The sequence below is a fragment of the Streptomyces sp. NPDC050806 genome (genome assembly GCF_055586425.1).
Map to the genome: position 1 here is coordinate 111,761 of NZ_JBVJIF010000005.1, position 24,709 is coordinate 136,469.

24 protein-coding genes are annotated in these 24,709 nt (G+C 72.1%); 8 read left to right on the forward strand and 16 right to left on the reverse strand.

Annotated features, from left to right (window positions below; genetic code table 11):
• Positions 1–6: 6 nt before the first annotated feature.
• Genes ACZ6WH_RS16610 through ACZ6WH_RS16625 form a run of 4 tightly spaced genes read right to left on the reverse strand, consistent with a single transcriptional unit; the run spans position 7 to position 4,190 of the window.
• Entirely contained in the window at positions 7–1,284 is a 1,278-nt protein-coding gene (locus ACZ6WH_RS16610; protein ID WP_469729133.1) for an ABC transporter substrate-binding protein, read from the reverse strand.
• A 2-nt stretch (positions 1,285–1,286) separates the two neighbouring features.
• Complete coding sequence (locus ACZ6WH_RS16615) at positions 1,287–2,033, reverse strand: cupin (protein WP_469729135.1); 747 nt, start codon at positions 2,031–2,033, stop codon at positions 1,287–1,289.
• A 17-nt stretch (positions 2,034–2,050) separates the two neighbouring features.
• Positions 2,051–3,010, reverse strand: a complete 960-nt coding sequence (locus ACZ6WH_RS16620; RefSeq protein WP_469729137.1) for a DUF6807 domain-containing protein — start codon at positions 3,008–3,010, stop codon at positions 2,051–2,053.
• Between the two features lie 7 nt (positions 3,011–3,017).
• Positions 3,018–4,190 (reverse strand): Gfo/Idh/MocA family protein, encoded by a 1,173-nt coding sequence (locus ACZ6WH_RS16625; RefSeq protein ID WP_469729139.1) that lies wholly within the window; start codon positions 4,188–4,190, stop codon positions 3,018–3,020.
• A 196-nt stretch (positions 4,191–4,386) separates the two neighbouring features.
• On the opposite strand from ACZ6WH_RS16625, the gene ACZ6WH_RS16630 reads away from it, so the two are divergent.
• The 3 genes from ACZ6WH_RS16630 to ACZ6WH_RS16640 all read left to right on the forward strand — a co-directional run bounded on the left by ACZ6WH_RS16630 (position 4,387) and on the right by ACZ6WH_RS16640 (position 7,615).
• Positions 4,387–4,875 (forward strand): DUF3995 domain-containing protein, encoded by a 489-nt coding sequence (locus ACZ6WH_RS16630; protein ID WP_469729140.1) that lies wholly within the window; start codon positions 4,387–4,389, stop codon positions 4,873–4,875.
• Between the two features lie 79 nt (positions 4,876–4,954).
• Positions 4,955–5,365, forward strand: coding sequence for an effector-associated constant component EACC1 (locus ACZ6WH_RS16635; protein WP_469729142.1), 411 nt, complete (start codon positions 4,955–4,957; stop codon positions 5,363–5,365).
• A 3-nt stretch (positions 5,366–5,368) separates the two neighbouring features.
• Positions 5,369–7,615: a caspase, EACC1-associated type gene (locus ACZ6WH_RS16640; RefSeq protein ID WP_469729144.1), complete on the forward strand. Its 2,247-nt coding sequence runs from the start codon at positions 5,369–5,371 to the stop codon at positions 7,613–7,615.
• A gap of 190 nt (positions 7,616–7,805) precedes the next feature.
• On the opposite strand, the gene ACZ6WH_RS16645 is transcribed toward ACZ6WH_RS16640, so the two are convergent.
• A complete protein-coding gene (locus ACZ6WH_RS16645; protein WP_469729146.1) occupies positions 7,806–8,399 on the reverse strand; it encodes a transposase in 594 nt (197 codons plus the stop codon).
• A 130-nt stretch (positions 8,400–8,529) separates the two neighbouring features.
• Here ACZ6WH_RS16645 and ACZ6WH_RS16650 point away from each other — a divergent pair, with 130 nt between their 5' ends.
• Positions 8,530–8,733, forward strand: coding sequence for a LapA family protein (locus ACZ6WH_RS16650; RefSeq protein WP_469729148.1), 204 nt, complete (start codon positions 8,530–8,532; stop codon positions 8,731–8,733).
• A gap of 6 nt (positions 8,734–8,739) precedes the next feature.
• Here ACZ6WH_RS16650 and ACZ6WH_RS16655 read toward each other — a convergent pair whose 3' ends face one another.
• The 3 genes from ACZ6WH_RS16655 to ACZ6WH_RS16665 form a co-directional block, all read right to left on the reverse strand.
• Positions 8,740–9,750 (reverse strand): aldo/keto reductase, encoded by a 1,011-nt coding sequence (locus ACZ6WH_RS16655; RefSeq protein WP_469729150.1) that lies wholly within the window; start codon positions 9,748–9,750, stop codon positions 8,740–8,742.
• Between the two features lie 121 nt (positions 9,751–9,871).
• Positions 9,872–11,500: a phytoene desaturase family protein gene (locus ACZ6WH_RS16660; protein WP_469729152.1), complete on the reverse strand. Its 1,629-nt coding sequence runs from the start codon at positions 11,498–11,500 to the stop codon at positions 9,872–9,874.
• Between the two features lies 1 nt (position 11,501).
• Positions 11,502–11,996, reverse strand: coding sequence for an SRPBCC family protein (locus ACZ6WH_RS16665; protein ID WP_469729154.1), 495 nt, complete (start codon positions 11,994–11,996; stop codon positions 11,502–11,504).
• A gap of 106 nt (positions 11,997–12,102) precedes the next feature.
• On the opposite strand from ACZ6WH_RS16665, the gene ACZ6WH_RS16670 reads away from it, so the two are divergent.
• A complete protein-coding gene (locus ACZ6WH_RS16670) occupies positions 12,103–13,179 on the forward strand; it encodes an SDR family oxidoreductase (RefSeq protein ID WP_469729156.1) in 1,077 nt (358 codons plus the stop codon).
• A gap of 87 nt (positions 13,180–13,266) precedes the next feature.
• On the opposite strand, the gene ACZ6WH_RS16675 is transcribed toward ACZ6WH_RS16670, so the two are convergent.
• A complete protein-coding gene (locus ACZ6WH_RS16675; RefSeq protein WP_469729158.1) occupies positions 13,267–14,022 on the reverse strand; it encodes a TetR/AcrR family transcriptional regulator C-terminal domain-containing protein in 756 nt (251 codons plus the stop codon).
• A 127-nt stretch (positions 14,023–14,149) separates the two neighbouring features.
• Between ACZ6WH_RS16675 and ACZ6WH_RS16680 the strand changes: the two genes are divergently transcribed.
• Entirely contained in the window at positions 14,150–15,379 is a 1,230-nt protein-coding gene (locus tag ACZ6WH_RS16680; RefSeq protein ID WP_469729159.1) for an FAD-dependent monooxygenase, read from the forward strand.
• A 21-nt stretch (positions 15,380–15,400) separates the two neighbouring features.
• On the opposite strand, the gene ACZ6WH_RS16685 is transcribed toward ACZ6WH_RS16680, so the two are convergent.
• From ACZ6WH_RS16685 to ACZ6WH_RS16710, 6 genes are all read right to left on the reverse strand, one after another.
• A complete protein-coding gene (locus ACZ6WH_RS16685; protein ID WP_469729161.1) occupies positions 15,401–16,909 on the reverse strand; it encodes an APC family permease in 1,509 nt (502 codons plus the stop codon).
• Entirely contained in the window at positions 16,909–18,453 is a 1,545-nt protein-coding gene (locus ACZ6WH_RS16690; RefSeq protein ID WP_469729162.1) for a GMC family oxidoreductase, read from the reverse strand. The genes ACZ6WH_RS16685 and ACZ6WH_RS16690 overlap by 1 nt, the downstream gene beginning before the upstream one ends.
• A 37-nt stretch (positions 18,454–18,490) precedes the next feature.
• Entirely contained in the window at positions 18,491–19,957 is a 1,467-nt protein-coding gene (locus ACZ6WH_RS16695; RefSeq protein WP_469729164.1) for an aldehyde dehydrogenase family protein, read from the reverse strand.
• A gap of 108 nt (positions 19,958–20,065) precedes the next feature.
• A complete protein-coding gene (locus ACZ6WH_RS16700) occupies positions 20,066–20,911 on the reverse strand; it encodes a cytochrome c oxidase assembly protein (RefSeq protein ID WP_469729166.1) in 846 nt (281 codons plus the stop codon).
• Positions 20,911–21,444 carry a DUF2243 domain-containing protein gene (locus ACZ6WH_RS16705; RefSeq protein ID WP_432862530.1) on the reverse strand — a complete coding sequence of 178 codons (534 nt, stop codon included), beginning with the start codon at positions 21,442–21,444 and terminating at the stop codon, positions 20,911–20,913. The genes ACZ6WH_RS16700 and ACZ6WH_RS16705 overlap by 1 nt, the downstream gene beginning before the upstream one ends.
• A gap of 75 nt (positions 21,445–21,519) precedes the next feature.
• On the reverse strand, positions 21,520–22,116 hold the full coding sequence (locus tag ACZ6WH_RS16710; RefSeq protein WP_469729168.1) for an AAA family ATPase: 597 nt from the start codon (positions 22,114–22,116) through the stop codon (positions 21,520–21,522).
• A gap of 105 nt (positions 22,117–22,221) precedes the next feature.
• Here ACZ6WH_RS16710 and ACZ6WH_RS16715 point away from each other — a divergent pair, with 105 nt between their 5' ends.
• Both ACZ6WH_RS16715 and ACZ6WH_RS16720 read left to right on the forward strand, forming a co-directional pair.
• On the forward strand, positions 22,222–23,016 hold the full coding sequence (locus tag ACZ6WH_RS16715; protein ID WP_469729170.1) for an SDR family NAD(P)-dependent oxidoreductase: 795 nt from the start codon (positions 22,222–22,224) through the stop codon (positions 23,014–23,016).
• A 115-nt stretch (positions 23,017–23,131) separates the two neighbouring features.
• Entirely contained in the window at positions 23,132–24,097 is a 966-nt protein-coding gene (locus ACZ6WH_RS16720; RefSeq protein ID WP_469729172.1) for a YihY/virulence factor BrkB family protein, read from the forward strand.
• 126 nt (positions 24,098–24,223) lie between these two features.
• On the opposite strand, the gene ACZ6WH_RS16725 is transcribed toward ACZ6WH_RS16720, so the two are convergent.
• On the reverse strand, positions 24,224–24,634 hold the full coding sequence (locus tag ACZ6WH_RS16725; RefSeq protein WP_432862538.1) for a hypothetical protein: 411 nt from the start codon (positions 24,632–24,634) through the stop codon (positions 24,224–24,226).
• Positions 24,635–24,709: the final 75 nt, after the last annotated feature.

Consider the following 24,709-nt stretch of genomic DNA (forward strand, 5'->3'; position numbering starts at 1 on the left):
GTGTGCTCACGGCCTCAGCTCCGTCCGTGCCTCGGTCAGGAAGTCCTCGGCGACCTCCCGGGGTGACGCCTGCTCGAAGGAGACCTGGTCGTAGTCGCGCCCGAAGGTCGACTGCAGGCCGTTGTCGCCGCGCGGCGGTGCGGCCGGCGGGTCCTCGAGCTTGCCCTGGAGGGACTCCTGGAGCCCGGCGACCTGCCGCTGGAAGCCGGTGACCTTGGGCAGGATCCGGGTTCGCTGGCGGTCGTTGACCGGGGTGCCGCGGTCCACGCCGAGGATGTCGGCGGCCTTGTCGGAGTTGAGCAGGAAGTCGATGAAGAGCGCCGCCTCGCGCGGGTGCGCGCTGTCGGCGGCGATCCCGAGGAGCATCGACGGCTTGTAGTACTGACCGGGCGTTCCGTCCGGGCCCGCCGGCATCGGTGCGAGCGCCAGCCGGTCCCCGTACAGCGCCTCGTAACCGGCCGACGGGGCATCCCAGTTGAACTCCGCCACGGCCCGCTTGCGGCCCATCGGGGAGTCCTCGACCGAGCCCCCTGCCATCTGCGTGGTGTCCTCGGCGCTGCTGACCAGCCCTTCCTTGCGCAGCTTGGACGTGAGGGTCCAGAACCGGGCCAGGTCCGCCGCGCTGAAAGCGGCCTGCCCGTCCGCGCCGTACAGCCGCTTCCCGTGTCCCCGCAGCCAGACCTCGAACCAGTCCTCCATCTGACCGGGGTCCGTCATGGGGCGCTCGTATCCGGCGGCCTTCAGCTTCCGCACAGCGCTCACCCAGTCGTCCCAGGTCCAGCCCGGTTTCGGGGTGGCGAGCCCGGCCTTCCGCCAGGCCGTCCTGTCGTACGCCATGGCCTGCGTACCGACGCCCATGGGCAGCGCGTACTGCACGCCGCCGACCTGCCCGGTCTTCAGCAGGCCGGAGTCCATCTCCTTGGTGGGCAGCGTCTTGCGCTGGGTGCCGAGGTCCAGCAGGATCTCGGAGCCCGCGTACTGGCTGATCTGCCGGTAGTCCAGCTGGATGAGGTCGGGCACGTCGCCGCCGGCCGCCTGCGTGGCCAGCTTCTGCTTGTAGGACTCGTAGGTGGAGTACGAGGTCTGGATGTCGATGTCCGGGTGCGCCTTCTCGAAGGCGGCGACCGCCTGCTCGGTGCGGGCTGCCCGGTCCGCGTTGCCCCACCAGGTGAAGCGCAGCGTGACCTTGCCGCCGGCGGCGGTGGACGCGCCACCGCCGCCGCAGCCCGCGAGGGCCAGGCACAGGACGAGGACCGCGGCCGCGGCCGTTCTGATCCGCCGCATGGTCACTCGCCGTAGTAGGGGAGCGTGGTGCCGGGCAGTTCGTACTCGTCGCGGCGGCCGCACATGCCGTACCCGCCGCGCCGGGTCGGACTCGCGGCACGCACCCCGTCCTCGGCCAGATGCGCCGCGTCTCCCGCCCCGAGCGCGTCCAGGTGCGTTCCGGTGCGTTCGGCCGCGGCCAGCGCCCCCTCGCGCCACCGCGCCCGCCAGTCCGCCACCTTGGGCGCGACGAGCCGGGCCGCCGCCTCGTGGAACGCGCGCAGCGGCTCGTCGTCACCGTCCGCCAGCGCCGTGCGCAGCGCCCGGTACCCCTCGACGGCCAGGTCCCGGCGCTTGCGTGCCGCGGCCTCCGCCTCGGGTCCCTCCTTCGCGGGCAGTGCGGCGGCCGCCGCGTAAGCCGCGGGGTCGGCCAGTACCTCGGTGGGGAAGGTGAAGACCGCGTCGCCGGCCTCCGGCAGCCCGCCGTTCTGCATCAGCACCGTCACCCGCAGGCCGGCACCGTTGACCATGCGGTGCACGGTCCCGGGCGTGAACCAGGCGATCACGCCCGGCTCCAGCGGCGTCTCGCGGTACCCGTCCACCACGCTCAGCGTCTGCACGGCACCCCGCCCGCCGGTGACGACGTACGCCTCCGTGCAGGCCAGGTGGAGGTGCGGACTGCCCCCGCACACACCGTCGGCCGCCTCCCACTCGTAGGCGCCGATGTGCGACAGCCCGATGCCGCCCGGCAGCGGTGCGTCCATGACCATCTCCGGCTCCTCCCCGCTCACCAGGCCAGCGACTTCAGGTGTGCTTCGATGCGGTCGGGTTCCCACGCCCCGTCGGCGACCAGCACCCGGTACCGGTACGCGAAGGACTCGCCCGGCGCCAGTGCGAACTCCTCGAAGAACGCCCAGGAGAACGCCACCGTGGGCACCGGCTCGGAGCGGACGAACCAGTGCGAGGCGTGCACTCCCTCGGTGTTCTCCGGCGCGTGCGCGAAGACCAGCGTGGACCGCGCGTCCACGTCGTCGTGCGTGCCGACCAGCGCGAGCCACGGCTGTTCCGCGGCCGGCGTGCCCATCGTCTCCTCGTCCGTGCCGGAGCCGGCCGGCGTCAGCACCTGCCCGCCCGTGAAGTCGCGCGGCCCGCGCCAGTGCAGCCCGGTGTAGCCCGCCATCTCGCGGCCCGCCGTCGTCGGCGACCCGAAGCGCAGCGGCTCGTCACGGATGTTGGTCAGCCGGATCGACCAGTCGATCGCGTACGCGCCCGCCTCCGCGTCGGCCGAGTGCACCGCGACCGTACGCCGCTCCCGTGCCCACTCGTCGCCACCGTTCTCCACCCAGGTCAGCGACTCGGTGAAGGCCAGCCGGTCCCCGGCGACGTCGAACGCGTCGAAGCCGTCGTGGCGCATCGAGCCCACGCGCTCGTGGAGCGGCAGGTAACCCTCGCCGTGGACATAGGAGTTGCCGCCCCAGAAGTTCTGCCCGGACAGATGGCTGGCGGTCATCTGCAGGCCCTTGTGCCAGCGGTGGTCGTGCGGCCGGTAGCCGCTGACCAGGTTTCCGGCGAGGGTGCGCAGCGGATGCACGTACGGCTTGCGGGACTCGAAGGCCTCCGGGTCCGGGGCGTAGACGTACGACAGCAGCTCGGTGCCGCCGGCGGCCACACGGATGCGCTCGCCGTGGGTGTGGGTGACGGTGATCGGCGTCGCGGTGCCGGTGTTCGGGATCGGTGCTGCGCTCATGCTGCGGTCACTGCTCCTTCGGTGCCCAGTCGGGGTGGTTGCCGTGCATGGCGTGGTAGTACGGGTCGTCCGGGCCGATCTCGCCCGCGTGGACCGGCCGGCCGGTGAAGGCCGACTTGTAGAGCGCGGCGAGGAACTCCAGGGTGCGGCGCGCCTCGGCGCCGCTGCCGGGCGGCCGGACGCCCTTCTCCATGGCGTCGAGGAAGCCGTCGAGCTGCGCGGCGTGCGAGCTGGGTACGTCGGCGGCGGGGGTGCGCCAGTGGGCCGTGCGCCGCGCGTCGTCGCGGCGGTGCACGGCCGGGGTGTACGCCCAGTCGTCGTTGGAGTGCCCGTACAGGTGCGTCAGCTCGACCGTGGCGTCCGCGCAGTCGATGCGGATGCGGCTCACCTCGTCCGGGCTCAGCACGCTGTTGACGACGGTGGCCATCGTCCCGTCGGCGAACCGGACGAGCGCGGTGGAGACGTCCTCGCTCTCCACCTCGTGCACCAGCCGGCCCGCCATCGCGCGGACCTCGGTCCAGTCGCCGAGCAGGTGCAGCAGCAGGTCCATCTGGTGGATGCCGTGTCCCATGGTCGGCCCGCCGCCCTCGGTGGCCCACCGGCCGCGCCAGGGCACGGCGTAGTACGCCCGGTCCCGGTACCAGGTGGTCTGGCAGTGCGCGACCAGCGGTCGTCCCAGCTCCCCGGAGCGCAGCAGTTCGCGCGCGTGCACCGCGCCGGAGCCGTACCGGTGCTGGAAGACGACGGAGGCGTACGGGCCGCCGGGACCGTCCTCCGCTGTGCCCTCCGCTGCGGCGATCGTGTCGTACTCCGCGAGCGACAGGCACAGCGGCTTCTCGCACAGCACCCAGGCGCCCGCACGCAGCGCGGCGCGGGCCTGTTCGGCGTGGAGCGCGGGCGGGGTGCCGAGGAGGACGAGCGCGGGGCGTTCGGCGGCGAGCATCTCGTCGAGGCCGCCGTAGCCGTTGACTTCCTCGCCCGCCAGGTCGCGGAAGGCCGCGAGCCGTGCCGGGTCGGTGTCGACGGCGGCCACCAGCCGTACGCGGTCCCCCAGTTCACGCAGGGCCGGGAGGTGGCTCCCGGTGACGATGCCGCCGGTGCCGACGACCGCGGCCCGGAGGGGAAAGGAGGGGATGGTGCCGGTGGGTGACGGCTCGGCGGCCGGTTCCGCAACGGGCATGCCGTGAAGCTCCCTCGGATAGAAAGCGCTTACCGGCTGGCGACACTAGGCCCGCGCCGCATGCCGCCACAAGACCCGTGCAGCAACGGAGTTCTACGGGACGAACGGCGTCCGGCATGCGGGACGCACCCCGTCTGTACAGGGCGATACGCTCCTGGAAGTTACGGGCAGCGGTGGCCATGACGGGGGAATCCGGATGCGGGCGGGCACGAGAACAGCCGGCCTGTGGGGCCGCCTCGCGTGCTCATGGGCGGTGCTCTTCGCGGGCCTGCACTTCTACTGGGCCCTCGGCGGAGAGCGGGGGCTGAGCGTCTCCGCCGGGCAGGCACTGGCCACCCAACGCCCGTTGTGGTTCGTCGCGGCCGGTCTGTGGGGCGTGGGCATGCTGTGCCTGGCCGGTGGCGCGCTGGGATGGCTGCTCAGCCGCCCGCGGCTGCACCGGCGCGTCGGGCCGGCGGTGAGGTGGCTGGGCCGGGGCGCGGCCGCGCTGCTCGTCGTCCGCGCAGCCGTGATCGAGTTCCTGCTGCTCACCGACTCCCCGCAGCTCGACGCCACCGTCAGCGCGGGCCAACGCTTCTGGACCCTGGCGCTGTGGAACCCATGGTTCGCGCTCGGCGGCCTGCTCTTCGGCCTGGCCGCGTGGGGCAGCCGGCGCCGGCTGCCGGCCGCCGGCTGCGGCGGCTGAGAGGGCCACCTGCGCGGGGCAATCATCTTTACTATGGTGCATCGTTGTTGATCAGCGCGAGCGAGGGGGAGCCGGGCCGGTGGAGGTTCGTCTTACGTTTGTAGAGGGTGCAAACGACAAAGACACGCGGGGCACTGATCTCGCCGACCATACGACGTCGCTGTACCGCTGGCTGCTGATGGACCCCGAACTGCGGGGGCGGGCCAAGGCATCCATAGCGCCTGCGCAACCAGGCCAGGGGCACATGGGCGGGCCTCTGGAGGTCGTCAATGTCGTCGTCAGCAACACCATCGCCCTGGGCAGCCTGCTGGTCGCCGTCGCCGCTTGGCGCGGATCACGTCCGCGCCCACCCGAGGTGCGGATGGAACGAGACGGCGTAGTCGTCACCGTACAGGGCTCATCGCCAGAGGTCGTCGAACAGATCCTCAGGACCTGGGATACAGCCGGGCCCGAAGACAATCAGGACTCGAACCCCGAGAACCTGGAGTAACCGGTGCCCGCCCTCGCGGACACGGCCAGCTCAGCAGCGCTACTGGTGGGTGTGCCCGAATACGACGTCCTGGACGACTTACCGGCAGTTGCCAGTAATTTGGTCGGCCTGCGTGAGGTTTTGACCGACCCCGCGGTGTGGGGCCTGCCCTCCGACCGTTGCACCGTGCTCGCCCAGCCGGGCCACGGCGAGCAGATTCTGGACGCGGTGCAAGAAACCGAACGCCGAGCCACGGATACATTGCTCGTCTACTACGCAGGGCATGGTCTGATCGATCCGCACAGCGACGAACTGCTGCTGGCCCTGCCGAAGTCGGACCCCGAACGCCCGGACAAGGCGCTGCGATTCGAGTTCTTGCGACGTGCGGTCCGGGAGGCTCGTGCCCGGCGCACCGTGGTGATCCTCGACTGCTGCTACAGCGGACGCGCACTGGCCGGCCGCATGAGCGCGAGTGACGACATCGCCGGCCATGCAAGGGTCGCGGGCACCTGTGTGCTCACCGCTTCGTCCGCGAACCACACGGCGCTCGCCCCACCGGAAGAGACGTACACAGCCTTCACCGGTGAGCTGATCACCGCATTGGCCGAGGGCATTCCCGGAGCACCGGACCCGATCGACATGATCAGCCTGTGGGAGCACCTCCGTCGCAACTTGGAGGAGAAGTCCCGACCCGTGCCGCAGCAAACCAGCCGCGACGCTGGAGCACGCATCGCTCTCGCTCGCAACCGCGCTGCCCAACCGTCGGTCCCGCGTGTACCACTTCCCCCCAGCCCCGGCCCGTCGACCGTAAACCCTCTTGCGGGGCAACAGCCGGCCACCCACCTGCAGCCGCCCGCCTTGCCTTCCCCTCCTGACCCGGCCCAGGGGCGGGTACCACGACCTCAACATCGGCGTCACACCGCCGGCCGCACCATCGGCGAAGGGTTGCGGCCGGGATCGCCTGCGCAGCCGACACGGCGGGAGGCCACGCACCACACCACTTCGGGTGGCCGGCAAGGCAGCGTGATCAATGGACCGGACGTTGTCGGGAACAACATGCCCGATGAAGTCCGGTTCCGCCGAGCGGCCGAGGCCGGTGACACCGATGCGATGGTCAAGCTCGGGGTCCTGCTGAAGGAGACGGGCCGGAACAAGGGGGCGGAAGCCTGGTTCCGCCGAGCCGTCGAGGCCGGGAGCACGCACGCCATGGTCAGCCTCGGGGCCTTACTGCAGGAGACGGGCCGGAACAAAGTGGCGGAAGCCTGGTTCCGCCGAGCCGCCGAAGCCGGCAACACCGACGCCATGGCCAACCTCCCGGCCCAGCCGGAGGAGACAGGCCGGAAGGAAGCGGCGGAAGCCCGGTTCCACCGAGCCGCAAAGGCCGGTGACGTGGACGCCATGTTCCACCTCGGTGTCCTACTGGACGAGGACGGCCGGCAGAAGGGGGCGGAAGCCTGGTACCGCCGAGCCGCCGAGGCCGGGGACACCGATGCCATGGTCGACCTCGGGGCCTTCCTGGACGAGGACGGCCGGAGTGCGGTCAACCTCGACCTCATGTGGGACAAGGCGAAACGGGTTGAGGAAGCGGAGGCTTGGTACCGGCAAGCGGCCGCAGCCGGGAACACACGCGCCATGTTCCACCTCGGTGTCTTGCTGGACGAGGAGGGCCGGGTCGGGGAGGCGGAGCCCTGGTACCGCGGAGCCGCCGAAGCCGGGGACACCCGCGCCATGTTCCACCTCGGTGTCGTGCTGGACGATGAAGGCCGGGTCGAGGAGGCCGATGTCTGGTATCGGCAAGTCGCCGAAACGGAGAACGCCGACACCGACCTCGGTGTCCTGCTGGACGAGGCGGACCGGCTGGAGCAGGCCGACACCTGGTACCGCGAAGTCGCCGCAGCAGAAGACGCCGACACCGACCTCGGAGCTCTACTGAAAAGGGCGGACCGGGTTGAGGAGGCCGAAGCCTGGTACCGCCGAGTCGCCGAAGAACCAGACCTCGGAGCCGGCATCGGGGTCCTACTGGAAGAGGCGGACAGGGGCGAGGAGGCCGAAGCCCGGTGCCGCCGAGCGGCCGAATCCGGGGACACCGTGGCCATGCGCAACCTCGTCTTTCTGCTGAAGGGGGCGGGCCGGGTGAAGGAGGCCGAAGCGTGGTGCCGTAGAGCCGTCGAATCAGGAGACACCGTGGCCCTGCGCAACCTCGTTGTCCTGCTGAGAGAGGCCGGCCGTTTCGAAGAGGCGGAAGCCTGGATCCTCTGCGCCATGTCATGAAGTGATACGGCCATCCTGGCTACGGCCGCCTGCCCCGACGAGCGCATGCGCTGTACGAAATGACCGACGCCCCGCACAGCGACTGTCCGTCCGGCACCCGGGGCCGCCCCGCGACCAGCGCCGAAGCCGGCGCCGACGTCCGCCCTTTGGCTGCGGCGGCTAAGAGATTCCGCGGGTAGAGGACAAGGCGTCATGGTCGGCGGGCCGGCCGTGTGTCCCAGCGTCGGCCGGTCCGGGCTTCGCGGATGAGGCGTCGGATCACGATGATCGCGGTCATCAACGCGAGCAGCGCGTTGATGACGACCGTTCGACGTTCCGTGCAGGACAGGGTGAAGTTGAAGCCGCGGCTGTACCAGGAGTTGGTGCGCTCGACGGCCCAGCGGCGAGTGTGATTGATCGGGATCACGACGCCCTTGGGCTGGATCAGCCACTCGCAGCCGAGATCGGTCAGCAGTTTGCGGGTGACCGTGGAGTCGTAGCCCGCGTCAAGGTGCACCGTGATCTGCTCAGGCAACGCGAGCTCGAAACGCCCGAGCTTCTCTGGCGTCGAGCACAGCAACGGGGAGTCGTGCCGGTTCGCGCCGGCCACGACACAGCCCAGCGGGATCCCGCTTCCGTCGGTCATCCGCGACCACTTGATCCCGAGTTTTCCCCGGTCGAACACGATCCGGTCCGGGATCCGTGGGTGGTGACGGCCCCACGGATGTTTCTCGAGATGCGGTGGCAGGAGGGCCTCGAACTGGACCCACAAGGGCTCGATCGCCCATGCTTCGACGGCGGGCACCGGTGCTCCGTTTTCAGATGTAGAGATGGAGAAGTCCGACGTCAAAACGGGTCCCGGTGCCCGCGTCACATCAGCCTGACGCCCCTGCCCGCGAGACCTCTTGCCAATTGACCAAACTCAGGAGCAGTCGGTGGACGTCAGATGCTTCGGTGCCCACGGGCACGTTCCGCTGTGCGTGGCCCTGCTGCCGGCCGCGGTGGCGGGCATCCTGCACACCGCGCCGGCGGGCAGCGCGCGGATCATGCAGTTGCGCGCGACCGCCCGCAAGCACCGCCGGGCCCACCACAGGGCTGTGAAGGCCGAGGCCAAGGACTCGTCGAAGGCACGGCGGTAGCCCGGACTACCGGGAGCCCGCCACAGGGCGCGACTTGTAGAAGGACTCCTCCAGGTAGGCAGCCTCGTGCGGCTGGTAGGGCTCCTCCAAGTAGGCGGCCTCGTCTTCGTCGAGTTCGACGTCCACCGCGGCGAGCGCGTCGGCGAGCTGGGCCGGCTTGGTGACCCCGACGATGGGCGAGGTCACCGCCGGGTTGCGCATGACCCAGGCCAGGGCGACCTGGGCCGGGGACAGACCCCGCTTGCCCGCGATCTCGTGGACGCGCTCGGCCACTGCCTGGTCCCCGTCGCGGTAGAGGATCTTGCCGCCCTCGTCGGTCTCGGCACGCGCCGTGGCGGTGTCCCGGACCCGCGTCAGCCTGCCCCGTGCCAGCGGGCTCCACGGGATCACGCCGATGCCCTGGTCGGCGCAGAGCGGGAGCATCTCCCGCTCTGCTTCTCGGTGGATGAGGTTGTAGTGGTCCTGCATCGACACGAACCGGGTCCAGCCGTTCAGGTCGGCCAGGTAAAGGGCCTTGGCGAACTGCCAGGCGTACATGGAAGAGGCTCCGATGTAGCGGACCTTCCCGGACTTGACCGCGTCGTGCAGCGCCTCGAGGGTTTCCTCGATCGGGGTGCCGTAGTCCCAGCGGTGGATCTGGTACAGGTCGATGTAGTCGGTCCCCAGCCGCTTCAGGGAGGCGTCGAGCTCGGCGAAGATCGCCTTGCGGGAGAGCCCGGCGCCGTTCGGGCCGGGGCGCATCCGCATCCAGACCTTGGTGGAGAGAACGACCTCCTCGCGCCGGGTGAAGTCCCTGACCGCCTGGCCGACGATCTCCTCGCTGCTTCCGGCGCTGTACCCATTGGCCGTGTCGAGGAAGTTGACGCCGCCCTCGAGGGCCTGCTTGATGATGTCCCGGCTGGCGTCCGCGCCCAGCGACCAGGGCTCGCCGCCCCGGTCCGGCTCGCCGAAGCTCATGCACCCGAGGGTGATGGCGGAGACTTCCAGCCCGGTCGTTCCGAGTTTGATGTATCGCATGCCTCGGAACCTAGGACTTGGAGTGCGCTCTAACACAAACTCGGAGGCGTGGGCATGATCCGCTGGCCCGGGCGGGGGGGGGAACGCAGCGCTCGCGACGGCGCCCTTACCCGCGGAATCTCTAAGTCCGTCCCCTCTCGCCCCCGCGGCCGCGTCTGGAGAGGGCGTTCTGTGCGGCTGCGAGGAGGCGGGGGCGGGGGCCTGCGTGGAGGGCGGCGTGGGCGGCGTTGGCGCCGGGGGCGCCGTGCACTCCGCCGCCGGGGTGGGCGGAGGCGGAGGCCAGGTAGAGGCCGGGCACCGGGGTCTCCGGGCGGCCGGTGCCGGGCAGCGGGCGGAAGAAGAGCTGCTGGTGCATGCCGGCCGTACCGCCGTTGATCGCGCCGCCGCGCAGATTGTTGTTCGCCGCCTGGAGCGTGGGCGGCGCGAGGATGCGGCGGGCCCGGATCCGGTCGCGGAAGCCCGGCGCGAACCGTTCCACCTGCGCCTCGATGCGGTCGGCCATCCGCTCCTGTTCGCCCGCGTTCCAGTCGCCCGTCAGCCCGTCAGGCCCGGCGTCCCCCTTCACCGTCTGCGGGACGTGGGTGTACGCCCACGCCGACTCCGTACCGGCCGGCGAACGGGCGGCGTCCGCCGTCGTCATCTGCCCGAACAGCGCGAACGGCCGGTCCGGCACCAGGCCCATGGCGAGCTGCGCGGCGAACCGCGTCAGGTCGTCCACGCCGTCCGCCACATGCACCGTGCCGGCCAGCGCGCAGCCTGGCGCCGACCACGGCACCGGGCCGTTCAGCGCCCAGTCGACCTTGAACGTCGCGAAGTCCCACTGGAAGCGGCGCAGATCGTCGAAGATCCGGGGCGGCAGGTGCCCCGCGCCGACCAGTTCGCGGTAGAGCACCGGCGCGGGCACGTCCGCCAGCACCGCCCGTTCCGCCGGGACCCGGTCACCGCCTGCGGTCCGCACCCCGACCGCCCGCCCGCCGCGCACCACCACCTCGGTGACCGGCTCGCCGCAGCGCACCGTGACACCCCGTCGGGCCAGCCGCCGGACCAGCGCCGCCGTCAGCGCGCCCGCCCCGCCGACCGGCACCGGGAAGCCGACCGCCTGCCCGAGCATCGTCAGCAGCCAGCCGTATCCGCCGCTGCCCGCCGCCTCCGGAGCCAGGTCCGCGTGGAGCGCGTTGCCCGCCAGCAGCAGCCGGCCGCCCTCGCCCCGGAACTCCTCCTCGCCCAGCCGGCGTACCGGCAGCACCAGGCTGCGGGCCAGCCGCAGCCCGCCGGCGCCGCGCAGCCGCACCGCGAGCCGGGCGGTGGCACGGACCGGCGGGAACGGGGTGAACAGCGCGTGCAGGATGTCCTGGCCCAGCCGGTCCCACAGGTGGCACAGGCGGACCCAGGCCTCGCCGTCCCCGGCCCCGAACTCCTCCAGCCCGCCCGCCGTCACCGCGCGGTTGCGGTCGAGGACGGCGCACCGGCCGTCGGGCAGCGGATGGGCGAGGACGTGCGGGGCGTGGCTCCAGCGCAGGCCGTCCCGGTGCAGCTCCAGCCCGCGCAGGACGGGCGAGGCGGCGGCCAGCGGGTAGAAGGCGCTGAAGACGTCGCTGATGTAGTCCGGGTGGACGCCGCGGTCGCTGCGGACGGCGCCGCCGGGCTCGGGCTGCGCCTCCAGCACCGTGACGCTCCAGCCCGCGTCGGCAAGGAGGTTGGCCGCCACCAGACCGTTGGGTCCGGCCCCGATCACCACCGCGTCGGCCATGTCACCGCCCCGCCGGGCGCTCGGCGGCCGGGCCCCGCCCGGCACCGCTGTGGTCCGCCTCCGGCGGCAGCCCCTCGACCACCTTCGCCAGCCGCTTGAGCATGTTGCGGTGGCGCAGTTGCAGCAGCGCGTCCAGCGCGAAGTTGTGCACCAGCCCGCCGAAACCGCGCAGTGGGTGTTCGTCGAGGATGACCAGCGTCTCCTCGCCCCAGGGGCGGATGTCCAGCGCGATCCGGGCCGAGCCGAGCGGGTCGCAGTGCGCCTCCAGCTCCAGCCACCGGGGCGGCTCGTGGCGGCGGACGACGGTACGGCCGGTCATCTCCAGGACGCCCAGCCGGAGCTTGTAGGCGATGGTCGAGCCGACCTCCGGCCAGGTGTCGTCCAGCGGGCCGGAGTCCGTGGGGCCGACGACCCAGTCGCCGTAGCGGCGGCTGTCCGCCAGCACCTCCCATACGGCGGCCGGCTTCCGGGCGATGAGCTGGTGCCGTACGGCCATGGATGCTCCATCCGGGTCGGCCGGCCGGGCCGGCGGTGACAGCCTGCTTCGTCATCACACTGACAGGTGATCCGTTATGTGTGCATTATGACGATCCGGGTACTTGATGGCCTCGACAAGCACCGCGGACCGGTCCGCGGCCGTACAGATGGAGGAGGCGGCCATGGGGGCCGAGGGTGAGGGCGGCGTCGTGGTGATCACCGGGGCCTCCAGCGGGGTCGGACGGGCCTGCGCCGAGGCGTTCGCCGCCCGCGGCTGGCACGTCGTCCTGGCCGCCCGGCGTGCCGAGGAGCTGAACGAGGTCGCCCGCCGGTGCCGCCGGCGTGGCCGGGGCCGCGCGCTCCCCGTACCCACCGACGTGACCGACGCCGCCGCGGTGGACCGGCTGGCGCAGGAGGCCGTGGCCGCCTTCGGGCGGATCGACGTCTGGCTCAACAACGCCGCGGTAGCCGCCTTCGGCGCGCTCGACGAGATCCCGGCGGACGTCTGCCGCAAGGTGATCGACACCGATGTACTGGGCTACGTCTACGGGGCGCGCGCCGCGCTCACCGCGATGCGCCGCCAGGGCAGCGGCACCCTGATCAACGTCTCCTCCGTCGTCGGCGTCTCCCCGGTCCCCTACAACGCGCCGTACGCGCTGGCGAAGGCCGCCGTCCGGGCGCTGAGCACCAGCCTCCGCCAGGAGCTGTGGCTGGAGGGCCACCGCGACGTCCACGTCTGTACGGTCCTGCCCGCCACCATGGACACGCCGTTCTTCCGGAGCGCCGCCAACTACTCCGGCCGCAAGGTCACGCCGATGGCCCCCGTCTACACCCCCGAACGGGCGGCCCGCGCGATCCTCCGCCTGGTCCGCTCCCCGCGCCGCGAGGTCTACGTGGGCCCCGCCGCCGCGGCGCTGGCCTGCTGGACCAAACTCTTTCCCGGTCCGACGGAGAAGGCCGTGGCGTACCAGATGAACCGGTCCCACCTCTCCCGCACCGAGCAGGCCCCCGACACCGCGGGCACCGTCCCGCACGCCCTCCCGGGCGGCTCCGTCCACGGCGGCTGGCACGGCACCCGCCGCACGGCCGGCCGCCGCCTGGCCACGGCGGCGCTGGCCGCGGGCGCGGCCTACGTGGCGCTGAGGTCGACGTGCGGCGGGCGAGTCCCGTGCGCCCGCGGACGGGCTTGCGGACGGGACTGACCGGCGTACGGAAGCGTGTGCCCGTGCCCCGCTGCGTGGGGCTGCGCCCGGAGCTGCCGCGGAGACCGCAGAGGCCCCGCGCCGGTCTCAGTCCGGCGACCGCTCGGTGATCAGCGCTGCCAGGCCGTCCAGGATGCGCCGGAGGCCGAACTCCCAGGCCTGGTCCCGGTCCGCGGCCCCGTGGGCCGACGCGGCGCCGAGGGCCGCGGTCACGGCGGGGAACCGGTCGCCGTGGTCGCGGAGCACCTCGCCCAGCAGTGCGTGCAGTTGCGCCTCGGCGTCGCCGTCCGGGCCCGCCGCGCCGCCGTGTTGGGCGATGGTGCGGACGTGGCCGGTGAGCAGGACGGCGGCATCCAGGCGTTCGGCGCCGGTGAGCGGGGTGCCGTCCAGCGCGGCGACGGCCCGCTCCATCCACGCCAGCTCGACCGGGCCCAGCACGCGTGGCCCCACTGTCGCGTCCAGCAGCCAGGGGTGCCGGGCGAAGCCGTGCAGCAGGTGCTGCGCCCACGCGGTCAGCTGCCCCCGCCAGTCGGGGCGCGGTTCGTCCTCGGGTGGTAGCGGCGCGAGCGCGGCGTCGACCATCAGCGCGACCAGTTCGGCCTTGCCCGGCACGTACCGGTACAGCGCCATCTTCGTCACGGCCAGCTGCGCGGCGACCCGTTGCATGGACACGGCGGTCAGGCCCTCGGCGTCGGCGACCGCGACGCCGGCCCGCGCGATCCCCGCCAGGTCCAGCGTCCGCCGCGGTCCCCGCGCGGGCTGCGGCTGCGGCCCCCACAACAGCCGCACGGTCGCGGTGTGCCGGGCCGCTCCGTCATCGCCGTCAGGTGTGCCCTCGGTCATGCGCGTCCCCGTTCCCGTGCGATTCGTCTCGCGGCTTTCCCGCAGGCCGTTCCCTGAAAACCGTGTCCATGGTACACAGTAATAACTGTGTCCATCGGACACGGATTGCGGACGAACGGGGAGAGCCATGTCATCGACACCGCACCGCGGAACCGTCCTGATCTCCGGCGCGAGCGTCGCCGGGCCCGCGCTCGCCCACTGGCTGGCGCGCCACGGCTTCCGGCCCACCGTCGTCGAGATGGCCCCCGCCCTGCGCACGGGCGGTCACGCCGTGGACTTCCGCGGGGAGACGCACCTGACCGTGCTCCGCCGCATGGGGCTGCTGCCGGAGCTGCGGCGGCTGCGGACGGGCGGCAGCGCAATCCGCTTCGTCGACGCGCAGGGGCGTCAACTGCTGCGGCTGCCGGCCGAGTTCATGGGCGGCGAGCTGGAGGTGCTGCGCGGGGATCTGTCCCGGGTGCTGTACGAGCGCAGCGCCCCCGCCACGGAGTACGTCTTCGGCGACACCATCACCGGGCTCACCGAGACCGCCTCGGGCGTGCACGTCGCCTTCCGCGACGGTCCGGCCCGCGAGTTCGACCTGGTGATCGGCGCCGACGGGCTGCACTCGACCGTCCGGCGGCTCGCCTTCGGCCCCGAGGAACGGTACGTACGCCACCTCGGTCACTACGCCGCCACCTGGCAACTCCCCAACGACCTCGGGCTGACGGCGGGGGAGGGAGCGGTCGGCCACAACGCACCGGGGCGGCTCGCCTCCGTCGGCGCCGACCACCGGGACCCGGCACGGGCCGGTGCGATGTTCGTCTTCGCCTCGCCCGCGCTCTCGTACGACCGGCGCTCCGTCGAGCAGCAGAAGGCTCTGGTCGCCGACGCCTTCGCCGGCCTCGGATGGCACGTGCCGCGGCTGCTGGAGTCCCTGCGTGCCGCGCCCGAGCTGTACTTCGACGCCATCAGCCGGGCCGATGTGCCGGCCTGGTCCCAGGGGCGCGTCGCGCTCGTCGGGGACGCCGCGTGCGGTGCCACGCTCGGCGGCATGGGAACGGGCACCGCACTGGTCGCCGCGTACGTCCTGGCCGGCGAGCTGGCCCGGGCCGACGGCGACCACCGCGCCGCCTTCGCCCGGTACGAGCGGCGGATCCGGCCGTACGCCGAGGGCTGCCAGAAGGGCGGCGACCGCACCGGGCCGTTCCTCGCGCCGCGCACTGCCACCGGGCTGTGGCTGCGCAACACCCTGCTGTCCCGGCGCTTCCTGCTGGATCGGATGCTCAAGGCCGGGCAGCAGGTCAGCAGCACGGTAGAGCTGCCCGACTACAGCGCCGGGCTGCCCGGTACCGACCCGGCCCCGGCCCGGCGGTGACAGATCGGCGGTGACGGCTGCTCAGCGGCGTTCTTCGGGGATCGCGTCGCCGCAGGGGGCGTCGCTGCGGCCGTAGTGGTGGGTGGTGAACATGTAGAGGACGCCGGCCAGGACGACGACGCCGCCGCAGAGGAGCACGATGTAGTTGTCGTACCAGGGCGCCTCGGGGGTGCGGGCCCAGCAGATGTTGACGATGGCGAAGACGCCGTAGACCAGGGCACCGGCGTTCACCAGCAGGCCCCAGCGGCCGAGCCGGTACTCGCCGGCCGGCTTCCAGCCCTTCAGGCGGGCCCGCAGGGCGGCCAGCACCACCATCTGGAACGCCCCGTAGATGCCCAGGATCGCGAACGACACGATCTTGGTGAGGGCGTCCGCCGACACCAGTGAGCCGAAGGCGATGATCGCCGGGATGACGGCCGACACCAGCAGCGCCCAGCCCGGTACTGCCCTGGCGGGGGAGAACTTCCGCAGCAGCCGGTGACCGACGATCATCTGGTCGCGCGCGTAGGAGTAGATCAGTCGCCCGGCCGCCGCCTGCAGGCTGATCGTGCAGGAGAGGAAGGAGATCAGGACGACGGCCATCACCAGGCGGGCCCCGAACTCACCGAGCGCGTCGTACAGCAGGTGCACGACCGGGTCGGTGTCCTTGCCGTCGATGACCGCGCGGTAGTCGGTGACGGAGAGCAGGAGGGACAGGCAGGTGAAGGTGGCCGCGGCGCCGCCCACGTAGATGGTGCGGCGCATCGCCTTGGGGATCACCTTGCCCGGGTGGGCGACCTCCTCGGCGGTGTCACCGCACGCCTCGAAGCCGTAGTACTGGTAGAAGCCGATGATCGCGGCCGCCAGGAAGACCGGCAGATAGCTGCCGTCGCCCTCCGTGCCGTAGGTGTCGAAGAGCACGCCCAGGTTGTGCTCGCGGTGCGTGACGAGCAGATAGATGCCGACGATCAGCGCACCGATCAGCTCCGCGGCGAAGCCGATCATGGCCGCCCACGAAAGCCACCGGGTGCCCGCGTAGTTGATCAGTACGGCGATGATGATGAGCACCACCGTGCACAACACCGTGGTGTGCACGGTCGGTTCAAAACCGATCAGGATCGCGATGTACGGCCCTGCCCCGTACGCGACCGAGGTGATGGTCACCAGCAGCGCCCACATGTAGACCCAGCCGGTCATCCACGCCCAGCGCTTGCCCCACAGATGCCGGGCCCAGGGATAGACCCCGCCCGCGATGGGGAACTGCGCGACGACCTCGCCGAAGACCAGCGCGACGAGGAACTGCCCGCAGCCGGCCAGCACGAACGCCCACACCATCGGCGGGCCGCCCTCGCCGAGCGCGGTGGCGAAGAGGGTGTACGTGCTGACGACGGGGGAGAGGTAGGTGAAGCCGAGCGCGAAGTTCGCCCACGGCCCCATGTCCTTGCGGAATTCGGAATCGGGTACGGAGCCGTCGTCCGGCGTCCCGTCCGCCACCGCGTCCGGGGTTCCCTTGCCGTGTGCGTCGTCCGCCGGTGTGCTCGCCGATGCCATCAGTGCCGCCCCCCGCCCGCGCCGCCACGGATCAGGTCGGCCGCCCGCTCGGCCGCCAGCAGCACCGTCACCATCGGGTTGATCGTCGGCATGGTGGGGAACAGCGAGGCGTCGACGACCCGGAGGCCGTCCGTGCCACGGACCCGCAGCTGTGGATCGAGTACCGCCATCGGATCGCCGTCGCCGCCCATCCTGCAGGTGCCCGCCGGGTGGTAGACGGTGTGCGCGGCGCGCCGCCCGTACTCCGACAGCGCCTCGTCCGACGTCACGTCAGGGCCCGGTGAGACCTCCCGCTTCAGCCAGTCCCGCAGCGGTGCCGTCGCCGCCACCTCCCGCGCCACCTTCAGCCCGTCCACGATCGTCTTCTCGTCGTGGCCCTCCGGGTCGGTGAAGTACCGGAAGTCCAGGGCCGGCTTCTCCGCCGGGTCCGCGCTGCGCAGCCACATCCGGCCCACCGACCGGGCCCGCGGCACGTTCGGCGTCATGCACACGCCGTGCTCCACCGGCGGATAGCCCAGCCGCTCCGTGTTGACGCTGAACGGCACCTGGTAGAAGTGGAACATCAGGTCCGGGCGCGGCCCGCCCGCCGGATCGCGGCGCAGGAACAGCCCGGCGTCGGAGTCCATCGCCGAGTTCGGCGGCAGCGGCCCGTCCGTCTCCCAGATGATCACCGACTCCGGATGGTCGAGCAGGTTCTCGCCCACCCCCGGCAGATCGGCCCGTACCCCGATGCCCAGCTCCCGCAGCCGGTCCGCGGGGCCGATGCCGGAGAGCATCAGCAGCCGCGGTGTGTCGATGGCGCCCGCGCACAGCAGCAGTTCCCGCCGAGCCCGCAGTGTCGACTCCGTGCCGTCCGCCGCCCGCACGCGTACGCACGTCAGCCGGCCGTCGCCGTCCGGCACCACTTCGTACGCCCAGGTCTCCAGCTTCAGCGTCAGGTTCGGCCGGTCCATGACCGGGTGGAGGTACGCCACCGACGCCGACGAGCGCTTGTTCTCCTCCGGCTCGTACGCCAGCGAGAAGAACCCCACTCCGTCGGCGAACGGCCGGGCGTTGAAGTCGTCCACGACCGGCACGCCCAGCGACGCGGAAGCGGCCGTCACGAAGTCCTTCGCGATCGGATTGCGGTCCTGCTCCGCCACCGGGACGATGTTGTTCCGCAGCCGGTCGCGGTACGGCAGGACCGTCGCGGCGTCCCAGCCCGTACAGCCCAGCGCCGCCCACTCGTCCATGTCCTCGGGCAGCGGCAGAAAGCTGATCAGGGTGTTGTGCGAGGAGCAGCCGCCCAGCACGCGCGCCCGCGAGTGCAGGATGTGGGAGTTGCCGCGCGGCTGTTCCTCGGTGGTGTAGCCGTAGTCGTACTCCGAGTCCAGCAGGTTGATCCAGTTGCGCAGCCGCAGGATCTTCTCGTCGCCCACGTCGCTGGGCCCGCCCTCGACCACGCACACCCGGCAGTCCGGGTCCTCCGTCAGCCGTGCCGCGAGCACACAGCCCGCCGTTCCGCCGCCCACGATGACGTAGTCGAACTCCGTACCGTCACCCATGTTCCGCTCCTCGGTCCTTCCGGTCACCGCGCCGCCCTCAGCCCTTGAACCAGCCGGAGGGGGCCGGCCGGAGGTTCTGGTAGATGTGCTTCGCCTCCTGGTACTCGCGCAGCCCGGTCGGCCCCAGCTCGCGGCCGACACCGGAGTGGCCGAACCCGCCCCACTCGGCCTGCGGCACGTACGGATGGAAGTCGTTGATCCAGACCGTGCCGTGCCGCAGCCGCTGCGCCACCCGCTGCGCCCGGCTCGCGTCGCTGGTCCACACCGCGCCCGCCAGCCCGTACTTGGTGTCGTTGGCGAGGCGTACCGCGTCCTCCTCGTCCCGGAACCGCTCGACCGTCACCACCGGGCCGAACACCTCCTCCTGCACGATCCGCATCGACCGGTCGCAGTCGGCGTAGATCGTGGGCAGTACGAAGAACCCGCGGGAGAGCTCGGGGTCGTCCGGACGGCCGCCGCCGCACACCAGCCGCGCGCCCTCGGAGCGCGCGACCTCCAGATAGTTCTCGACCTTTGCGCGGTGCTCGGGGGAGCTGAGCGGTCCGCTCTCGGTGTCCTCGTTCATGCCGTTGCCGAGCCGGATGCGCCGGGCCCGGTCGGCCAGTGCCTCGACGAACCGGTCGTACAGCCCTTCCTGCACGATGAGGCGCGAGCCGGCCGAGCAGACCTGGCCGGAGTGGAGGAACGCGGCGTCCAGCGCGTAGTCCAGCGCAGCGTCGAAGTCGGCGTCCTCGAAGATCACATTGGGGTTCTTGCCGCCCAGCTCCAGCGCGACGTTCTTCACGTCGGCCGCGGCGCCCGCCATGATCGTGCGGCCGGTGGACAGCCCGCCGGTGAAGGAGACCAGGTCCACGTCCGGGTGCTGGGTCATCGCGGCGCCGACCGTCGAGCCGGGCCCGAGGACGAGGTTGGCCACCCCGGGCGGCGCCCCCGCCTCCGCCAGCAGCCGGAACAGGATGATGGTCGTCAGCGGCGTCGTCTCGCTCGGCTTCAGTACGAAGGTGTTGCCGGCCGCGAGCGCCGGCGCGACCTTCCAGGTCGCCTGGAGCAGGGGGTAGTTCCACGGCGCGATCAGCGCGCACACGCCGACCGGCTGGTACACCACCCGGCTGAGCACGTCGGGGCCGACGTCCACCACCCGGCCGCCGTCCTTGTCGGCGATCTCGGCGAAGTAGCGGAAGGCGTTCGCGATGTCCTCGATGTCGAGCCGGGACTCCGCGATCGTCTTGCCGGTGTCCTGGGTCTCGGTGCGGGCGATGTCCTCCAGGTCGCGCAGCAGCAGCTCGTACACGCGGTGCAGCACGTCGGCGCGGCGCCGGGTCGGGGAGTCCGACCACTCCCCGTCGTCGAACGCGCGCCGCGCGGCCCGCACCGCCCGGTCGACGTCCGTACCGTCCGCGTCGTCGACGGTGCGCACCACGGACGCGTCGAACGGATTGACCACGTCTCGCCGGCCGCCCGCCGCCGCCCCGGTCCACTCACCGTCGATGTACAGGTCAGCCATCTGCTGATCTCCTCGCTCCCGGGCCGTGCCGCTACGCCTGGACTCTGGACCCGCACCATGGTCCAGAGTCCACGGCGGCGGACGGCGGGGCGCACCGAAGGACCCCGGCTAGGGCGAGGAAAGTGACTCGGTCGGGCTAAGCCGCGGAGCGGCGGGGCGCCGCTCGCCGCGTGCCGGGCGCCAGGTGGCGACCAGGGCGCACGCCAGCAGCAGCTCGGCGAGGTCGCCGCCGTAGTACATCAGCTCGGCGCCGCCCCGCACCTGGTCGACCGGTGCGTGCACGCCGATGAGGAAGCCGCCGTACAGGAGCTGCGAGAACGTCGCGTGCAGGGCGACCGCCACGCCGAGCAGGACCAGCCGGGCCGGTACGCCCGGCCGCGCCGGAGCCGGGTCGGGCCCCGCCACCACCCAGGCGAAGAGGCAGCCGGAGAGCAGGAAGTGCGCGTGCACCAGCCAGTGCAGCGCGGGGTGGGCCGCGGTCACGTCGTACAGCGGAGTGCCGTACAGGACCGCGAGCGAGCCGGTGCTCAGCAGCAGCGCGACGACCGGGTGGGCGACGCACCGGGCCGGGCGGCTGTGCAGCAGCCCGGTCAGCCGCCGGGCGCGGGCGGGCGGCAGAGTCCGCAGCAGCAGCGTGACGGGCGCGCCGAGGACCAGTGCGAGCGGCGCGTACATTCCGATCAGCAGGTGCTGGGCCATGTGGCCGCGGAAGTCGCCGTGCGCGAACGGGCCCAGCGGCGGCAGCAGCGCCCCCGCCGCCAGGGCGCACCCGGTCAGGAAGCTGGCGGTGCGCCAGGGGTGCCGGCTCCCGCCGGGGCGCAGCCGGCCGGCCCGCCGTACGAGCAGCAGGTAGCCGGCGGCGAGCAGGAGCAGCAGAGCCACCGCGACGGCGGTCGGGAGCGGGCCGCCGGGCAGCGGGTGCGCACCTCCGGTGTGGTGCGTGTGACCGCCCATCAGACGCCCCATTCGGGGTCGTAGGAGCGGCCGCTGCGCTGCAGCGCCCAGCCCCCGAGCCAGAGCAGCGCTCCCAGCACCAGGAAGCCGACGTCCCACCAGAGCTGGTACGGGCCGCCGTGCACATGGTGGATGCCGAGGATCTGGTGGTCCAGCAGCCCCTCGACCACGTTGAAGATCCCCCAGCCCGCCAGGATCCAGCCCCACAGCACCCGGGACGCCCACACGCGCCGCCGGCCGTGGGTGACCCGGGAGTACAGCACGGCCAGGCCGATGAGCACCGCGAGCCAGCAGACGGTGTGGAAGACGCCGTCCCACACGGTGTTCATCCGCAGCCCGGACACCGTGTGCGGCGAGTAGTACCGCAGGCCGATGCGGTCGGTGTTGGTGCTGGTCAGCATGTGGTGCCACTGCAGGAGCTGATGCAGCAGGATGCCGTCGACGAATCCGCCGAGGCCCACGCCCAGTACGATCCCCGGCAGCCGGAGATTCCTCGGCGCGGGGCCTGCCCGCACCTCGCCCGTGGTGGCCATGGCCTCGCTCCTTCCTGGTCGGCGCCGGGCTCCGCCGTCCCGGTCCCCGTACCGGTTCCCGGCCGCGGTCCTCCGTCACGCGCCGTTCCGGGCCCCTGCCACCCGGCGCAGCACGGACCGCACTCGCTCCTCGACCGGTGCCCGCTCCAGTTCGACCGGCTCGTAGCCGTACTCCCGGTAGGTCTCGACCATGGCCAGGTACGTCCGTTCGGCCTCCGCCGGGGACTGCTTGCGCTCCGTGTCCGCCGCGTAGATCTCCGGCCAGAAGGGCGCGACGAACACCCGGCGGTGGTACCGGTACTCCCGCGCGGCGGCGTGCACGTGGTCGGGTACGGGGAGGTCCTGGAGCCGCAGGTAGCCGACGATGTCGGGCACTCCGCGGTCGAAGAAGACGGGCCCGGCGGGCGGCGCCCCGTGCGCCGTGGCGAGCCGGTAGGAGCGCAGCTCCCAGCTCAGCATCAGCTCGGCGAAGAGCGCCGGGTCGGTCCACGGCAGGCCGCGCCCGCCGATGGCCGCCTGATCCCGGATCACTCCCCGGCCGGCCTCCTCCGTCCGGGCGTACCCGGCCGCCGCCAGCCGGTCGATGAGGGTGCTCTTGCCGGCGCCGGGCCCGCCGGTGACCACGACGAAGCGGTCGGAGTGCGCGGACACGGGGGTGAAGGACGAGGACATGCGGGGTGCCTTTCGTGCCGTTGGGGGTGGACGGGGGTGTGACGTGGCAGCCTGCTGGCCGGGGGCGGCAGGCGGAGAGACGAGCCAGGAAACGGAGTCAATGCCATGCAGCTCGACCTGTCAGGACGGACGGCGCTGGTCACCGGCTCGACCCAGGGCATCGGCGCGGCGATCGCCGCGGGGCTGGCCCGCTCGGGCGCCCGGGTCGGGATCAACGGGCGGAACGCCGCCCGGGTCGACGAGGCCGTGGCCCGGCTGGGTGACGAAGTGCCCGGCGGCCGGTTCGTCGCGGCGGCTTCCGACGTGACCACGGAAGAGGGCACCGCCCGGCTGGCGGACACGCTGCCGGATGTGGACATCCTCGTCAACAACCTCGGCGTCTTCGGCGCGCAGGACCCGCTGGAGATCAGCGACGCGGAGTGGCGGCGCTACTTCGAGGTGAACGTGCTGGCGGCGGTCCGGCTCACCCGCATGTACCTGCCCGGCATGACCGGGCGCGGCTGGGGCCGGATCCAGAACATCGCCAGCGACTCGGCCGTGGTGATCCCCGCCGAGATGATCCACTACGGCATGTCGAAGACCGCGCTCCTCGCGGTGAGCCGCGGCTTCGCCAAGCAGGCGGCGGGCACCGGCGTCACGGTCAACTCCGTCATCGCCGGGCCGACGCACACCGGCGGCGTGGCGGACTTCGTGTACGAGCTGGTGGACCGCGACCTCCCGTGGGACGAGGCACAGCGGGTCTTCATGCGCGAGCACCGCCCGCAGTCGCTCCTCCAGCGGCTGATCGAGCCCGAGGAGATCGCGCACATGGTCGTCTACCTCAGCTCGGAGCAGGCGTCGGCGACGACCGGCGGCGCGCTCCGGGTGGACGGCGGCTACGTCGACTCCATCCTGCCCTGACCAGGCGCGGGGGCTCCGGCCGCGGTCACTCCATACGGACCAGCCCGGCGGGCGGGCGTCCGCCGGGCGGGTGAGGCTGGAGTTCCGGTCACCCGATGCGGAAGGTCCCGTACCCATGCAAGGGCATCAGCAGGACGAGAACGACGGCGGCGGATCGAGCGCCGGCATCCCCAAGGGCCCCGGCGACCTGCCCAAACAGTCGTGGAAGGCAGTGCTGAAACGCACCGCGAAGGAGTTCCAGAAGGACAACCTCACCGATCTGGCCGCCGCCCTCACGTACTACGGCGTGCTCGCCATCTTCCCGGCCGCGCTGGCGCTGGTGTCGATCCTGGGCCTGCTGGGCAGCGGGACGATCCAGCAGCTGATCGACAACGTCGGGGAGTTCGCCCCGGGCTCCACCCGCGACGTCGTCACGAACGTGCTCAAGCAGATGCAGGGCAGCGGCGGCAAGGCCGGCATCGCCCTGGTCATCGGCATCGTGGTGGCCCTGTGGTCGGCCTCCGGGTACATTGCCGCCTTCATCCGCGCCTCGAACACCGTCTACGACATCGAGGAGGGCCGGCCGACCTGGAAGGTCCTGCTGACCCGCTTCCTGACCACCGTCGTGACCGTCGTCCTGCTCGCGCTCATCAGCATGGCCGTGGTCTTCACGGGCTCGCTGGCGCGGAAGACGGGGGACGCGCTGGGGCTCGGCAGCACGGCGGTCACGGTCTGGAACATCGCCAAGTGGCCCGTGATGGTGATCCTGATCAGCTTCATCATCGCGCTGCTGTACTGGGCCGCGCCCAACGTCCGCCGGCGGTTCCGCTGGGTCACCCCCGGCAGCCTGCTCGCCGTCGTGCTCTGGCTCGTCGCCTCGGGCCTCTTCGCCCTCTACGTCGCCAACTTCAGCAGCTACAACAAGACCTACGGCAGCCTGGCCGGGATCATCATCTTCCTCGTCTGGCTGTGGATCTCCAACCTGGCCATCCTGCTCGGCCTGGAGTTCAACGCCGAGATGGAGCGGAGCCGCGCCATGGAAGCCGGTCATCCGCGGGACGAGGAGCCGTACGCCGAACCGCGCGACACCCGCGACATGTGAGGCGGCCGGCCGCTACGCACCCCGCGCGGGGCCCCCTAGGCCGCAAGACGGTGCCGGGCCCGGCTCCTGACGGAACCGGGCCCGGCGCCGGTCTGCCCGGCGGCTCTTCCCTCCCCTTCCCGGTCGTCAGTCCCGCTTCTTGGCGGGTGGTGTGGCCTGCGCGGAGCCGCTTTCCTCCGCCGGCTCGCGCCGTTCGGCCGATTCCTGCTGTCCGGAGCGCCGCAACAGGACGGTGGCACCGCCGACGGCGAGCGCGACCGGCCACTCCAGCGCCCCCGCGACGGCGAGTGCGCCCAGGCCGCCGTAGTACCAGAGTTCCCTGGCAGGCGGCAGGGGCGGCAGCCATTCGGTCGCCGTCCGCGCGTTGTTCACCACGTCCCCGGGCGTGAAGTACGGGACGTGCAGCGGTGCGCGGACATCGAGGGTGTGCACGCTCAGGCCCTGCTTGCTGCGGTGAATGTGCGTTTCCTCGGTGGGCTCTTGCGGTGCCGTCCGTTTCGCAGCGGTTTTCCGCGTGCTTTCAGCTGTACTGGGCATCCCAACTCCTTGTTTGGCCCGAGTACGGTGTGCTGTGCGTACTCCATTCTCGCGCGTCGAGGACGCGACGGGGCA